The 13,748-nt window shown below is 65.8% G+C and carries 12 protein-coding genes; 7 read left to right on the plus strand and 5 right to left on the minus strand.

Features of this window, described 5'->3' with window-relative positions:
- Window positions 1-31 precede the first annotated feature (31 nt).
- The 5 genes from HNP98_RS07470 (at window position 32) to HNP98_RS07490 (ending at window position 6,415) form a co-directional block, all read left to right on the plus strand.
- Window positions 32-1,198: a glycosyltransferase gene (locus HNP98_RS07470; RefSeq protein ID WP_173809429.1), complete on the plus strand. Its 1,167-nt coding sequence runs from the start codon at window positions 32-34 to the stop codon at window positions 1,196-1,198.
- The gene (locus HNP98_RS07475) at window positions 1,199-1,738 is read left to right on the plus strand and encodes a VanZ family protein (protein ID WP_173809430.1); all 540 of its coding nucleotides are present in this window, start codon (window positions 1,199-1,201) and stop codon (window positions 1,736-1,738) included. It begins immediately after the preceding gene.
- A 54-nt stretch (window positions 1,739-1,792) separates the two neighbouring features.
- Window positions 1,793-2,344: a WcaF family extracellular polysaccharide biosynthesis acetyltransferase gene (locus tag HNP98_RS07480; protein ID WP_173809431.1), complete on the plus strand. Its 552-nt coding sequence runs from the start codon at window positions 1,793-1,795 to the stop codon at window positions 2,342-2,344.
- Between the two features lie 31 nt (window positions 2,345-2,375).
- On the plus strand, window positions 2,376-3,650 hold the full coding sequence (locus tag HNP98_RS07485; RefSeq protein WP_173809432.1) for a WcaI family glycosyltransferase: 1,275 nt from the start codon (window positions 2,376-2,378) through the stop codon (window positions 3,648-3,650).
- A gap of 218 nt (window positions 3,651-3,868) precedes the next feature.
- A complete protein-coding gene (locus HNP98_RS07490) occupies window positions 3,869-6,415 on the plus strand; it encodes a DUF5686 and carboxypeptidase-like regulatory domain-containing protein (protein WP_173809433.1) in 2,547 nt (848 codons plus the stop codon).
- Between the two features lie 72 nt (window positions 6,416-6,487).
- Here HNP98_RS07490 and moeB read toward each other — a convergent pair whose 3' ends face one another.
- The 4 genes from moeB to HNP98_RS07510 all read right to left on the minus strand — a co-directional run bounded on the left by moeB (window position 6,488) and on the right by HNP98_RS07510 (window position 10,494).
- Window positions 6,488-7,585: a molybdopterin-synthase adenylyltransferase MoeB gene (moeB, locus tag HNP98_RS07495; RefSeq protein WP_173809434.1), complete on the minus strand. Its 1,098-nt coding sequence runs from the start codon at window positions 7,583-7,585 to the stop codon at window positions 6,488-6,490.
- A gap of 61 nt (window positions 7,586-7,646) precedes the next feature.
- Window positions 7,647-8,684: an acetamidase/formamidase family protein gene (locus HNP98_RS07500; protein ID WP_173809435.1), complete on the minus strand. Its 1,038-nt coding sequence runs from the start codon at window positions 8,682-8,684 to the stop codon at window positions 7,647-7,649.
- A 332-nt stretch (window positions 8,685-9,016) separates the two neighbouring features.
- Window positions 9,017-9,853 carry a tetratricopeptide repeat protein gene (locus HNP98_RS07505; RefSeq protein WP_173809436.1) on the minus strand — a complete coding sequence of 279 codons (837 nt, stop codon included), beginning with the start codon at window positions 9,851-9,853 and terminating at the stop codon, window positions 9,017-9,019.
- Between the two features lie 35 nt (window positions 9,854-9,888).
- The gene (locus tag HNP98_RS07510; protein ID WP_173809437.1) at window positions 9,889-10,494 is read right to left on the minus strand and encodes a pentapeptide repeat-containing protein; all 606 of its coding nucleotides are present in this window, start codon (window positions 10,492-10,494) and stop codon (window positions 9,889-9,891) included.
- A gap of 121 nt (window positions 10,495-10,615) precedes the next feature.
- Here HNP98_RS07510 and HNP98_RS07515 point away from each other — a divergent pair, with 121 nt between their 5' ends.
- Window positions 10,616-11,038 carry a hypothetical protein gene (locus tag HNP98_RS07515; RefSeq protein WP_173809438.1) on the plus strand — a complete coding sequence of 141 codons (423 nt, stop codon included), beginning with the start codon at window positions 10,616-10,618 and terminating at the stop codon, window positions 11,036-11,038.
- A gap of 72 nt (window positions 11,039-11,110) precedes the next feature.
- Here the strand turns inward: HNP98_RS07515 and HNP98_RS07520 are convergent, their stop codons facing one another.
- Window positions 11,111-12,187, minus strand: a complete 1,077-nt coding sequence (locus HNP98_RS07520; protein ID WP_173809439.1) for an NADH:flavin oxidoreductase/NADH oxidase — start codon at window positions 12,185-12,187, stop codon at window positions 11,111-11,113.
- Window positions 12,188-12,335: 148 nt separating this feature from the next.
- Between HNP98_RS07520 and HNP98_RS07525 the strand changes: the two genes are divergently transcribed.
- Window positions 12,336-13,688 (plus strand): Gfo/Idh/MocA family protein, encoded by a 1,353-nt coding sequence (locus tag HNP98_RS07525; RefSeq protein WP_173809440.1) that lies wholly within the window; start codon window positions 12,336-12,338, stop codon window positions 13,686-13,688.
- The last annotated feature ends 60 nt before the right edge of the window (window positions 13,689-13,748 follow it).

The raw sequence follows: 13,748 nt of genomic DNA on the forward strand, positions 1-13,748 counted from the left end.
ACTTCTTAGCCGGCCATCGTTCTACCGTCGCATGAACATCTTACACATCACCGCCGACATGGACCCGCGGGGGGGCGGCGTGTGTCAGGCCGTGCGCACCATGATAGCGGGCCTAACCGCTCGGGGCGTGGCCAGCGAGGTGGCCAGCCTCGACGACCCCACCGCGCCCTACGTGGCCGCCGAAGCCTTCCCGCTGCACGCGCTGGGGCCCGGCCGGCGGGGCTGGGCGTACAGCGCCCGCCTCGGCCCGTGGCTCGACGCCCACTTGGCACGCTTCGATGCCGTTATCGTGCACGGCCTGTGGCTGTACCCCAGCTACGCCGCCCGGCGGGCCCGGCAGCGCCAGGGAGCGGGGGCCCCGCCCCTGTTCGTGATGCCCCACGGCATGCTCGACCCCTACTTCCAGCGGGCGCCAGGGCGGCGGCTCAAGGCCGTTCGTAACTGGGTTTACTGGAAGCTAATGGAAGGCGCCGTGGTGAACGATGCCGCGGGGGTACTCTTTACGTGCGAGGAGGAGCGGCGGCTGGCCCGCGAGCCGTTCCGTCCTTACCGCCCCAAGCGCGAGTTGGTGGTGGGCTTGGGCGTAGAAGAACCCCCGGTTTTTGTGCCCGCCATGCGCGCCGCCTTTGCCGAGAGAATGCCAAATGCCCAAGCGCAACCGTATTTACTGTTCCTCAGCCGCCTACACGAAAAAAAAGGCGCCGATATGCTCGTGCAGGCCTACGCCGGTGGCGCAGCAGGGGCACCCGCGCCGCACTTGGTGGTGGCCGGCCCGGGCCTCGACACGCCTTACGGCCAGCGGGTGCGGGCGTTGGCTGCGGGGGCCCCCGCAGGTACTGTGGCGTTTCCGGGCATGGTAGCCGGTGCCAGCAAGTGGGGCGCGTTCTACGGGGCCGCCGCGTTTGTACTGCCCAGCCACCAAGAAAACTTTGGCATCGCTGTGGTGGAGGCGCTGGCGTGCGGCAAGCCCGTGCTTATCTCCAACCAGATAAACATCTGGCGCGAAATTGAGGCCGCGGGCGCGGGCCTGGTGGCCGACGCCACCCCCGCCGGCACCCACGGCTTGCTGACGCGCTGGAGCGCCCTGACGCCCGCCGAGCAGCACGCCATGGGCCAACGCGCCCGCGCGGCGTTCGAGCACTACTTTGCCACCGGCCCCGCCACCGACCGCCTGTTGGCCGCCCTTATCGCTACCTGATTGGATCAGCCCCCGCCCCCCGCCGCGGCCCGCACCTGGCGCGACTCGCTGCGCGTCACCCCCCGCAGAACCCAGCCCCTTGTGAAAGCCGCCCTGTGGCTGGCCTTGCTGCTGTACGCGGCAGTGGTGGTGTACGTCGTTTTCCTGGCCCGCCGCCGCCAGGCACTGGTTTGGAACCCGGGGCTGGTGAACTTGGTGCCGCTCATTCATACCATCCGCGACCACGATTATATTGAGGGCATTGGGTGGTGGAACTACTGGAGCAACATCTTCGGCAATGTGGCCTTACTTATGCCGCTGCCCACACTGGTGGCAAGCACCACGGGCTTGCGCAGCCGACGATGGCTGTTTGCCATTGGGATGGCGGTGAGCGTGCTCATCGAAACCATTCAATACGTGTGGCACTTGGGCGTGCCCGACGTCGACGACGTCATTTTCAACAGCATGGGTGTATTATTGGGCGTGGTACTGTGGGAATTGGTGTTCCGCAAACTTCACCGGCGCGTGGCTTACCAAGTCCTCGGCGCACGCCCCGCCTGACCCCATTATTTATTCCACTGCTGCACTACTTCTTGCTATCGACCTTTCACTTTGATGCTCACCAACCTTTCGCAATTTGACCCAGGCGACTACCGCGCCGGCCCCCGAATGAAAGTGCTAATTTGGTACTTCGTGAATTATTACGTGTTCAACAGCGCTTTTCCGTGGCCTTACGGCTTTAAAACTCGGCTGTTGCGCCTGTTCGGGGCGCGGGTAGGCATAGGATTGGTCATCAAGCCTAGGGTGCGCATCAAAAATCCCTGGCGGCTAACCATCGGCGACCACTGCTGGATCGGCGAGTCGGCCTGGATCGACAACTTGGCCGACGTGGCCATTGGCAGCCACGTCAACATTTCGCAGGGGGCCCTGCTGCTCACCGGCAACCACGATTACACAGTACCGAATTTTCCCTACCGCCTGGGGCCCATCCGCCTCGCTGACGGCGTGTGGGTAGGTGCCCAAGCCGTTGTGTGTCCGGGCGTGGCATGCGGCTCGCACGCCATCCTCACGGTGGGTTCGGTGGCTACCAAGTCGCTCGACGCCTGGGGCATCTACACTGGCAACCCGGCCGCCTTCGTGCGGGCCCGCAAAATGCGGGTCGCTTAGCAAACACCTTCTCATTTGAGCGAAACGTTTCATGACAAAAAAACGCGTCCTGCTGATTGGCTACAACTATGCCCCGGAGCCCACCGGCATCGGCAAGTACAGCGGCGAGATGATGGCCTGGCTGGCCCGCAACGGCTACGACTGCACCGTCATCACCACCTACCCCTACTACCCGCACTGGGCGGTGCAGGAGCCCTACCGCAAGCGCCGCTTCTGGTACCAGAAGGAAACCGAGCAGCTCGCGCCCGGCGCGACGGTGACGGTGCACCGCTGCCCCATGTACGTGCCGGCCCAGCCCACGGGCCTTAAGCGCATGCTGCTCGACTTTTCGTTTTCGCTCTCGGCATTTTTCAAAGTACTGGCGCTGCTGCCGGGGCCCCGCTTCGACTACGTGGTGGCGGTGGCCCCGTCGTTCCAGTTCGGGCTGCTGGGCGTGCTCTACAAAAAGCTGCGCGGGGGCCGCCTGGCCTACCACATCCAGGACCTGCAAATTGAGGCCGCCCGCGACCTGGGCATGATCAAGTCGAAAAAAGCCATCGGGCTGCTGTTTGGCCTGGAGCGGTACATTTTCGACCGCAGCGACGTGGTGACCAGCGTGGGCGAGGGCATGGTGGCCAAAATTCAGGAAAAAACGACGCGCCCCGTGGCGCTATTTCCGAACTGGACCGACGTGACGAAGTTTTACCCCGTGGCCGACCGGGCCCGGCTGAAGGAGGAGTTTGGCTTCCGGCCCACCGACTGGATCGCCCTGTACTCGGGGGCCATCGGCGAAAAACAGGGCCTGGAGGCCATTTTGCACGCCGCGGCCGCGTTTCGCGACCGGCCCGCCGTGAAGTTTGTCATCTGCGGCTCGGGGCCCTACAAGGAGAAGCTCGTGGCCCTGGCCCGCGCCCTGGACGTGCCCAACGTGGTATTCCTGCCCTTGCAGCCGTTCGAGAAATTCAACGATTTCCTCAACCTGGCCGACGTACACCTGGTCATCCAGAAGGCCAACGCCGGCGACCTGGTGATGCCCTCCAAGCTCACCACCGTGCTGGCCGTGGGGGGCGTGGCGCTCATCACGTCCAACCCCGGCTCGGGCATGCACGCGCTGGTGCAGCAGCACCGGATGGGCATTTTGGTGGAAGCCGAGAACCAGGCCGCTCTCAACGCGGGCCTGGCCGAGGCCTTCGGCCACGACCACGCCGCCACCGCCCGCAACGCCCGCCGCTACGCCGAAGAGCACCTTTCCATCGACGGCGTGATGCGGGACTTCGCAGGCCAGCTCCAAACGGGCGGCGGCCCACCCATCTGCGCGGCCAAATGAGCCGGCGGATAGCAGCGGGCCGGTAACCGGCTTGTTTCGGGCGTCCAGCGCCGCGCAGCCGGGCGGGGGCTCCGGCCGGCGGCCCCCCGGGGCCAGCGCAACCCAAGGCGCTGATAAAAAACACTCCTCCGCGCCCGGAACTGTTTGGGACGGCTGCCGCCGTGCGTAACTTGCGTGACCATCGGCATGCCTTGTAGCTTGGCGCTATCCAACTTCATATGAAATTATTAGCTTCGCTGCTGCTGACGTGCCTTTTGGCACTGCCGGCCGTAGCCCAGCGAATTGTGTTGCGCGGGCAGGTGGTGGAAGCCGCCACCGGCGAGCCGGTGCCGTTTGCGTCCGTGTTTGTGCCGCACACCAGCACCGGGGCCACGGCCGACGTCGAGGGCAAGTTCAAGCTGGCGCTGAGCGGGGCCCCCGATTCGGTGGCCGCCTCGGCGCTGGGCTTCCTCACGGCCCGGTACAAGCTGAGCAGTGCTTCCGAGCAAACCGTGCTGCTGCGCCTGAAAAAGGGCGGCGGCGTGGCCCTGGCCGAAGTGCTGGTGCGGCCCGGCGAAAACCCGGCCTTCCGCATCCTGCGCGAGGTGCAGAAGCACAAGCCCCAGAACGAGCGCGGGGCCCTGAGCGCCGCCGAGTACGACGCCTACAACCGCATCGAGGTGAGCCTGACGGACTTGCCGCCCGCCCTGGCCAAGCGCAAGGTGGTGCGCGACATCCGGGCGCTGGCCGTGCGCCAGGGGGCCGCCGCCGCCGCCGACCCCGACGCGCCCCTGCCGCTGTTTGCCTCCGAGGTGGGCTCGCGGGTGTACCAGCGCTACGGGCCCCTGCGCCGCCGCGAAGACATCCAGCACAAGCAGATGCGCGGCGCGGGGCCCCGCGAGGGCTCCATTCTCTCGCAGATGCTGGGCGCGAACTTCCAGAACTTCGACTTCTACCCCAACTGGCAAAACATTCTGGGCAAAGACTTCATCTCGCCCATCGCCGAAGGCGGCCGCCTCACCTATAACTACGAGCTGGTCGATTCAGTGCTCGTGGGCCAGGACTTTTGCTACAAGCTGACGGTGGCCCCCAAGCGCAGCCACGACCTGGCCTTCCAGGGCACCATCTGGGTGACGCAGCAAGGCTACGCCCTGCGCCGCGTGGACCTGGCGGCCAACCCCAACGCCAACATCAACTTCGTGAGCGACCTGCGCATCTTCCAGGAGCTGACGCCGCCCGCCGCCGGGCCCGGGCTGCCCGTGCGCACCAAGTTGGTGGTGGGCCTGCGGCCCTACGACAAGCAGGCCGCCATGCGGGTGCGCTTCACCACCGTGACCAGCAACGTGGTGCGCAACCAGCCGCACGAGGGCAGCTTCTACGACCAGCCCATCGTGTCCACCATCATGGAGCCGGCCGAGAACGGGCGCGGCAGCCTGGGCCTCATCAGCGGGCAGGCCAAGGCCGGCGACGGCTACTTCGACCAGCACCGGCCCGACACGCTGAGCCTGAGCGAGCGGCAAACCTTTGCCGTGCTCGACTCGGCCCGCGAGCTGCCGTCGGTGCGCAGCACCCTGGACCTGATTGACCTGGTGGTGAACGGCTACAAGCACGTGGGCAACTTCGAGCTGGGCCCCATCATCAACGCGTACTCGCACAACGACTACGAGGGCAGCCGCTTCCGGGTGGGCTTCCGCACCACGCCCGCCGTTAGCCGCAACACTGTGACGCAGGCTTACGTGGCCTACGGCACCCGCGACGGGCGGGTGAAGTACGGCCTGAAGTCGGCTTACATCGCCGAGCGCCGCCACTGGACGGTGTTCACCGGCGAATTTCGGCACGACGTGGAGCAAGCGGCCCTGCTCGACAACGACTTCCTGCCCGACAACAACCTGTTCGTGGCGGCTTCGCGTTGGGGAAAATTCAGCGAGGGCAAGCCTATTTTGCGCGACCTGATAGCCGGCTCGGTGCAGCGCGACTTGTTCCACGGCTTCACCGAAACGGTGACGGTGCGCGAGCAGAACATTCAGGTGCTGAACGATTTCGTACTGCGGCGCGAAAACCGGGTAGTGCCCGACGTCACGCTCTCGGAAGTGGTGTTTGAGTCGCGCTACGCGCCCGACGAAAACCTGGTGCAGTCGGAAAATCGCCGCCGCGCCATCGGCCTGAAGAAATGGCCCGTGTTCACGTTTCGCTACACGATGGGGGCCCGCGACTTGTTCACCGAAGCCAGCAGCTCGTACCAGAAGTTCAACCTGCTCGTGAGCCACAGTGTGTCGGTGGGCCACCTGGGCCGCCTCGGCTACCGGGCCGAAGGCAGCTATGCCCCGAACCGTCTGCCGGCGCTGTTCCTCAAAATCCCCTTGGGCAACCAAACGCCGTTTTACAACGCCAACGCCTTCAACCTGATGAACTACTACGAGTTCATCACCGACCGCTCGGTGTCGCTGCGGCTCGACCACCACTTCGAGGGCATCATTTTGAACGCCATCCCGGGCATCCGGTCGTTGAACTGGCGCTTGGTGGCCACGGCCAACGCTTTATACGGCGGCCTCAGCGACCAGAACCAGCGCCAGCCGCTCGATGCCGAAGGCCGCCCGCAGCCGCCGCTACCCACCCTCGGCAAGCTGCCCTACATGGAAGTGGGCTACGGCATCGAGAACATCTTCAAGTTCGTGCGGGTCGATTTCATTCACCGCCTCACCTACCGCGACGCCATGAGCACGGGGGCCAACGAGCCCCGGCCCCGCAATTTCGGCATTCGCCTGGGGGCCCAGTTTAGGTTATGAGTTATGGGTTATGAGTTACGGGTTAGGAGTCTGTGCTTATCCATGCGAAGGCATTCAAAGGATGCTCATAACTCATAACTCAAACCCCGCCAGCCCACCGCGCAGCGAGTACACCTCGCGGAAGCCGTGGGCCAGCAGCAGCTGGGCGGCCCGCTGGCTGCGCGCGCCGCTGGCGCAGTGCACCACGGTGGGCACGTCGGCGGGCAAGTCGGCCAGGGCCCCGGCCAGCTGGCCCAGCGGCACCAGCCGGCCGCCGAGGTGGCGCCGGGCGTGCTCGTGGGGCTCGCGCACGTCGAGCAGCTGCACGGGCCGCCCGCTGGCCTGCCAGGCCCGCAGGTCGGCGGCGCTGATTTCGGGGGCGGGCGGCGCGGCGGGCGGCGCTTCGCCGCAGAAGGCGGCGTAGTCGGCCTCCAGCGCGGTGCGCTGCTGCTGGGCCGGCACGGCCCGGAAGCGCAGCGTCTGGAAGCGCATCCCCAGCGCGTCAATCACCAGCAGCCGGCCGCTGAGCACCTCCCCGATGCCGGCCAGGATTTTGAGCACTTCCGCGGCTTGCAGCGTGCCCACCAGGCCGGGCAGCACGCCCAGCACCCCGATTTCGGCGCAGCTGGGGGCCTCGCCGGGGGCCGGGGGCTCGGGGTAGAGGCAGCGGTAGGTGGGGCCATTTTGATAATTGAACACCGCCACCTGCCCGTCGAACTTGAAGATGGCCCCGTACACCAGCGGCTTGCCCAGCACCACGCAGGCGTCGTTGACGAGGTAGCGGGTGGCGAAATTGTCGGAGCAGTCCACCACCACGTCGTAGCCGGCCAGCAGGCCCAGGGCATTGGCGGTCGTGAGGGCCGTTTGGTGCGGCACGAGGGTGATGAACGGGTTTTGGGCCCCCAGGCGGGCGGCGGCGGCCAGGGCCTTGGGTCGGCCCACGTCGGCGGTGGCGTACAGCACCTGGCGCTGGAGGTTGCTCTCGGCCACGGTGTCGAAGTCGAGCAGGCCCAGCGTGCCCACGCCGGCGGCGGCCAGGTACAGCAGCACCGGGCAGCCCAGGCCCCCGCACCCGATGACCAACACCTTGGCGGCCTTGAGCTTGAGCTGGCCGGCCGTCCCGATTTCGGGCAGCAGCAGGTGGCGGCTGTAGCGGTCGGTTTCGGCGGGGGTGAGCGGGGCGGTGGGCATGGCGCGACAAAGGAAAGCAGCCGGGTAGAACCGCCGGGCCGGGCCCGGGGTTTCCCGGCGGCTACTTCGCGGCCTTTTCTTTCCCGAAAATGCTTTTGGGCAGCATGACGTGGGCCCCGCGGGTGCCGTCCACCACCTGGGTCACGTCGAGGTCGCCGGCCACGCTCACCAGCATGTAGGCGTCGTCGCGGCTCAGGCCCCGGGTGGCCACCAGGAAGTCAATCATCTCGCGCACCGCGTCTTTGGCGGCCAGGGTCAGGTCCTCGTTCAGGCCCATGCTGATGTAGGCGGTGGGCGTTTCGGCGCGGGGCAGCTTGAGGTGCAGGTCCTTGCGCACGATGAACTGGAGGTCGCCGACGAGCGACGTTTCCAGGGCCGTGATGTCCACCTCGCCGTTGCCTTGCCCGGCGTGGCCGTCGCCCACGAAAAACAGGGCCCCGGGCACGTGCACCGGCAGGTACAGCGTGGTGCCCACCACCAGCTCCTTGTTGTCGAGGTTGCCGCCGTGGATGCCGGGCGGGGCGCTGTTGATGCGGCCCGCCGCCACCGGCGGGGCCACGCCCATGCTCCCAAAAAACGGCCGCAGCGGCACGTCGATGCCCGGCGCGAAGTGGGCCACGCCCTGCTTCTCGTCGAGCGGAATAATCCGCATCTTCGCGTAGGGAAAGTCCTCCGGGATGAAGCCGCTCTTGGGCCCAAACGCGTTGTAGGCGTAGGGAATGGCCAGCTTGATGCGCTGGATGCGCACCTCCAGCACGTCGCCCGGCTCGGCCCCTTCCACAAAAATGGGCCCCGTGAGGATGTGCCCCCCCGGCCCCTTGTTGGTCACCTGCGTGGTGATGTCGCGCAAGGATTGCTCGACCTGCGCCGGGGCCACGCCCGCCCCCTCCAGCCGCGCCGGGTTGGAGGTGATGAGCGTGTGCACCCGCACCACATCGCCCGACTTGATGCGCAGCACCGGCGGCGCGGCCGCGTCGTAGTACCCCCAGGCGGCCGTGGCGGGCGTGATTTGCAGCTCGTGCTGGACTTTTTGGGCCCGGGCCGTCGGGGCCCCCAGCAGGCCGGCGGTTAGCAGTAATCCAAGGAAAAGTGTTTTCATGGCCGGAAAGTACGCCGCGGAGGCGTCGGTTGGTGCGGCAGCTTGGTTGAGTTACTATTCAGCAGTGCTTTTACGTAGTATATTAAGTACTTCGCATAATATTGCTTGTAAACCCATTCTTGGAATAAGTACGGGTTTGAGTTCGCTTTCTCGAAGCGACCGGCGTAGCACTTTACTGGGGGCCAAGTTCCAGATTTGGGCGTTTACGAAACTCATTCCTGCGGACTATTTCGTAAACTTTGAATCGTAGACGGATTTCTTAAACTCTGCTGGCCCTGCAGCAGGCACCTGGCACCCGGTGCTTAGCTGTTAGTCGTTCAGGAAAAGGAGCGTTATCTTTTTTGTCCCTTTCTGCCGCCTGCATTACAATACTTCGCGAGGTAGGCCTTCGCTTGTTGCTGATTATAGCGTGCAGCAGCAGCCCAACAAGTACAATAGCTTGTATCCTGTCGGTTAAATTTCAATAAGCCCAAGTAAAAAAAGTCGTCTGCGTAGTCTGGGAACTCCATACTATTCGGCCCTAGATTTCCAACTTCATAATCCGCCAGTGCTTGGTCGTATTCCCTGCGGATTACCGCCAAACGGGCACGTTGGAAATGGGCTCTTGGGAACTTGGGATAGTAGTAAATCGCGCTATCTGTGTCCACCCGCGCTGCGGTCGTGTCCCCAGCCTTCAACCGCGCCCGTCCCCGATAGAAGTAAAAGTTCTCCATGGGTGTAGAGGGTAAACTTGGGGAGAGGGTTCGGCGGCAAACCGCCAAGGCAGTGGTGTAGTCCCGGATGGCTTCGGGCAGGTGGTTTGTCGCCTCTAATACTTCGCCCCGGTCCCCAAAAAGATATCCGGCGTTGTAGGTTGGCTCCAAGGCAATGGCTTGGGTAAAATCCGCAAGCGCCTTTTCCGGCTGGTCCGTTTTGGCGTATTCGTCGCCCCGTCGCCACAAGGCCCGCACGTTGGTGGGCTCATTGGCAAGCGCTTGGGTGTACAGCCGAATAGCTTTCTTTCCGGTGGCTTCCTCGCCTTCCTCAACCAGCTGGGCAACCGGTTTATGGGAGCAGCTCCCAGCAACAAATAGCAGAACACAGCAGCGTAGACGAATCATCAAGAGTATGAGGAAACGGTGGTTTAAACAAAGTAAATCTCCTTTTACGTTTTGTAAATGGTCATCCATAGCACGTAAATCTCCCGCACTCCCTCGCCCACCCCTCACTCCACCACCAGCCCATACTTCCCCAATAACCCCGGCAGGCTGGCCAGGGTGAAGCGGGCCCCCGCGAGGCCGTTGGCTTCGGGGTCGAGGGCGAGGCCGGTGGCGGTGCGGAAGTCGGCCCCGGCGAGCTGGGTGCCGTGGAACACGGTGCCGGCCAGGGTGCAATCGGCGAACTGGGCCCCGGTGAGGTCGGCGTTGGTGAAATCGGCCTCGTCGAGGGTGCAGTGGGCGAAGCGGGTGGCGGGCATTTTGCGGCCCCCGAAGGTGGCGTAGCGCAGCTGGCAGTGGTCGAAGTGCACCGCGAAGAGCATGTCGCGGCAGGCCCCGAACGGGGCGCCCAGCAGCTTGCAGCCGTCGAAGGCCACGTTTTGCAGGGCGGTTTGGGTGAGCTGCACCGACGCCAGGTTGCAGCGCTCAAAACGGCAGTCGGTGAAGCGCAGGCGGCTGAAGTTTGCGCCCCCGAAGTCGCCGCCCACGAAGTGGTACTGCTCCAGCTCGGGGCCCTGGGCCAGGAGCTGGGCGGCGGTCCAGCGCTCCACAATCTGGTCGGCAGGGAAGCGGGCGGGCGGGCGCGGGGCCACGGGGGGGCGCGGGGGTTTCATGGCGGGCGGGCGAAGGGGCGAAGCCCAAAAGTAGCCCGGCGGCCGCGGCGGCCGCGAACCCGCGCCCTGTCCTTGCAGTTAAACGCCCGCTGGCCCATCCCGGGCCGTGCTCACCGCTGCCATGGCTTCACGCTCGCTTTATTTTGAAAACGCCGCCGGCCGCATTTGGGAGGAACCCTTAGACTACCTGCGGCTGGAATACGCCCCGGGCCCGCGCGAGGAAATAGTCTTCCGGGCCCTGCTCACCCACGCGCTGCGGGCCCTCACGCGCCGGGGTCGGGGCAAGCTGCTGATTGACCAGCGCAAGATGGCCCCGTACTCCGACGCCGAGCGGGCCTGGCTGGTGGGCGAATGGCTGCCCCGCGCCGTGCGCGAGGCCAACTACCGCTACGGGGCCGTGGTGCTGGCCGAAGACGTGTTTGCCCGCGTGAGCATGACGCGCCTCGCCCTGGCTGCCCGCGAACTGGGCAACACCTACAAGACCTTCAGCACCGAAGCCGAAGCCGCCGAGTGGCTGCTGGCCGCTGGGGTGGCGCGTCCGTAGCGCGGAGCCGCTCCTTCTCACCAAAAAGAAGCCCCAAACAATGCCGGAGCCCCTTTTGGTGGGAAAAAAGCCTTACACCTGATGCCGCGGCCTGGCCCGCTCGTACTGCACCGGCCAGGCCACGTCGGCCCCCAGGGCGTGGGCGGCGTGCAGCGGAAAGTAGGGGTCACGCAGCTCTTCGCGGGCCAACAGCACGAGGTCAGCGTGGCCCCGGGCGATGATTTCCTCGGCCTGGGCCGCGGTGGTGATGAGGCCCACGGCCCCGGTGGCCACGCCGGCCTCGCGGCGGATGCGCTCGGCAAACTCGACCTGGTAGCCGGGCGTGGCCGGGATGGTGGCGTGGGGCACGTTGCCGCCCGTGGACGTGTCGATGAGGTCGGCGCCTTCGGCTTTCAGCACCTTGGCCAGCGCCACCGAGTCCTCAATGGTCCAGCCGCCTGCGGTCCAGTCGGTGGCCGAGATGCGCACGAGCAGCGGCAAGTGGTTGGGCAGCAGGGCCCCCACGGCCCGCACCACTTCCACGGCCAGGCGGATGCGGTTCTCGAACGAGCCGCCGTATTCGTCGGTGCGCTGGTTGCTGAGGGGCGAGCAGAACTCGTGCAGCAGGTAGCCGTGGGCGGCGTGAATCTCGATGACCTGGAAGCCCGCCGCCAGGGCCCGCACCGTGGCGGCGCGAAAATCGGCCAGTACTTTCTGGATGCCGGCCGCGTCGAGGGCCGCCGGCCGGGGGTAGTCGTCGGCGAAAGGCGCGTCGCCGGGGCCCACCGGCTGCCAGCCGCCGTCGAGCACGGACACGGCCCCGCTGCCTTTCCAACTGGTGTAGGTGCTGCCCTTGCGGCCGGCGTGGGCCAGCTGGATGCCGGGCACGCTGCCCTGGGCGCCGATGAAGTCGGTGATGCGCTTGAGGAAGCCGATGTGCTCGTCTTTCCAGAGGCCGAGGTCGTCGGGGGTGATGCGGCCCTCGGGCGACACGGCGGCCGCCTCGGTGATGACGAGGCCCGCGCCGCCCACGGCCCGGCTGCCCAGGTGCACCAGGTGCCAGTCGTTGGCGAAGCCGTCGATGCTGCTGTACTCGCACATGGGCGACACGACGAGGCGATTTTTGAGGGTAACGCCGCGCAGAGCGAAGGAATCAAAGAGGGAGGGCATAAGGAGGTATTCGGAGTGAGGAATCTACTACCCGCAACGGCCCAACCGGGCCCCGGGTTTTTTTGGCCCTCAAGCGCGGCCGTAGTAACGCAAAGGCCTGCCCGACTCGTACAGCCTAGCCGCAGCTTTCCGCCAATTTTTTCCCGCTATGTTTCAAGTCACTCCTACCCCCGGTCTCAGCGCCGGGCTCGACCAGGCCGCCCTGGGGGCCGCCGATGCCTCGCGCCGCCAGTTCCTGCACAGCGCCGGGCGCGGCCTGCTGGCCACCGCCGTGGCCGGGGCCCTGCCCCTGGCCGCCCACGCCGCCGATGCCGCGGCTGATGCCACCTTCACGCCGCCCACGGGGCCCCTCGACATCAAGCTGCCGCCGCTCGAAGCGTCGACGGACCCCAAGGCCAGTCCCTTCCCCAACCCCGACGCGCCCGACCAGCGCGTGGGCTTCGCCCTTGTGGGCCTGGGCCACCTCACGCTGGGCGAAATCCTGCCCGCCTTTGGGCAGTGCAAGCACGCCAAGCCGGTGGCCCTGGTGAGCGGCGACGCCGACAAAATGGCCAAAGCGGCCCAGCAGTACGGCATCAAGGCCAGCAGCTGCTACTCGTACCAGACCTACGACCAACTCAAGAATAACCCCGAGGTGCAGGTGATTTACATCGTGCTGCCCAACTCAATGCACCACGAGTTCACCATCCGGGGGGCCCAGGCGGGCAAGCACATCCTGTGCGAAAAACCGATGGCCGACTCCGCCAAACAGTGCGAGGAGATGATTGCCGCCTGCAACAAGGCCGGCAAAAAGCTGATGATTGCCTACCGCATCCAGTACGAGCCCCTGAACCGCGCCGCCATGAAACTGGTGCGCGACAAAGCCTACGGCACCCCCAAGCTCATCCAGATGATGAACTGCCAGAACGAGGCCCACGACCAGCAGTGGCGCCACAAAAAAGCCCTGGCCGGCGGCGGCTCGCTGCCCGACGTGGGCCTGTACTGCCTCAACACCACCCGCTTTCTGCTGGGCGAGGAGCCCACCGAGGTTTCGGCCCAGCTTTACAGCACGCCGGGCGACGACCGGTTCCGGGAAATCGAGGAGAACGTGAGCTTTACGCTGCGCTTCCCGAGCGGCGTCATCTCGCAGTGCATGTGCGGCTACGGCTCGTTCAATGGCAAGAGCTACGCCGTGCACGCCGAAACCGGCACCATCAAAATGGACCCGGCCTTCACCTACCAAGGCCTCAAGCAGGAGCTGGTGCACGCCCCGGGCGGCAAGCAGGTCGTCGAGCAGCCCAGCAACCCCCACAAGCAGCAGTTTGCCCTCGAAATGGACCACATGGCCGAGTGCGTGCGGGGCAACAAGACGCCCTACACGCCCGGCGAGGAAGGCCTCCAGGACCAGCGCATCATGGAAGCCATCTACCAGTCGGCCAAGGAAAACCGGCCCGTGAAGCTGCCCGCCGTAAGCAAGTTGGACGCCTTCCGCGGCACCCCGCCCACCGAGGAAATGGCGTAGGGCCGGGGCCCCACGGCCCTGGGTAAGACCTCGGTAAGACGAATAACTTATAGTAAATTA

Origin of the sequence: Hymenobacter caeli (assembly GCF_013294115.1) — a bacterium.
GTDB lineage: Bacteria > Bacteroidota > Bacteroidia > Cytophagales > Hymenobacteraceae > Hymenobacter > Hymenobacter caeli.

Coding starts and splice junctions, on each gene's coding strand:
- HNP98_RS07470 (WP_173809429.1), top strand. CDS start 32: ATGAACATCTTACACATCACCGCCGACATGGACCCGCGGGGGGGCGGC.
- HNP98_RS07480 (WP_173809431.1), top strand. CDS start 1,793: ATGCTCACCAACCTTTCGCAATTTGACCCAGGCGACTACCGCGCCGGC.
- HNP98_RS07485 (WP_173809432.1), top strand. CDS start 2,376: ATGACAAAAAAACGCGTCCTGCTGATTGGCTACAACTATGCCCCGGAG.
- HNP98_RS07490 (WP_173809433.1), top strand. CDS start 3,869: ATGAAATTATTAGCTTCGCTGCTGCTGACGTGCCTTTTGGCACTGCCG.
- moeB (WP_173809434.1), bottom strand. CDS start 7,585: ATGCCCACCGCCCCGCTCACCCCCGCCGAAACCGACCGCTACAGCCGC.
- HNP98_RS07500 (WP_173809435.1), bottom strand. CDS start 8,684: ATGAAAACACTTTTCCTTGGATTACTGCTAACCGCCGGCCTGCTGGGG.
- HNP98_RS07505 (WP_173809436.1), bottom strand. CDS start 9,853: ATGGATGACCATTTACAAAACGTAAAAGGAGATTTACTTTGTTTAAAC.
- HNP98_RS07510 (WP_173809437.1), bottom strand. CDS start 10,494: ATGAAACCCCCGCGCCCCCCCGTGGCCCCGCGCCCGCCCGCCCGCTTC.
- HNP98_RS07515 (WP_173809438.1), top strand. CDS start 10,616: ATGGCTTCACGCTCGCTTTATTTTGAAAACGCCGCCGGCCGCATTTGG.
- HNP98_RS07520 (WP_173809439.1), bottom strand. CDS start 12,187: ATGCCCTCCCTCTTTGATTCCTTCGCTCTGCGCGGCGTTACCCTCAAA.
- HNP98_RS07525 (WP_173809440.1), top strand. CDS start 12,336: ATGTTTCAAGTCACTCCTACCCCCGGTCTCAGCGCCGGGCTCGACCAG.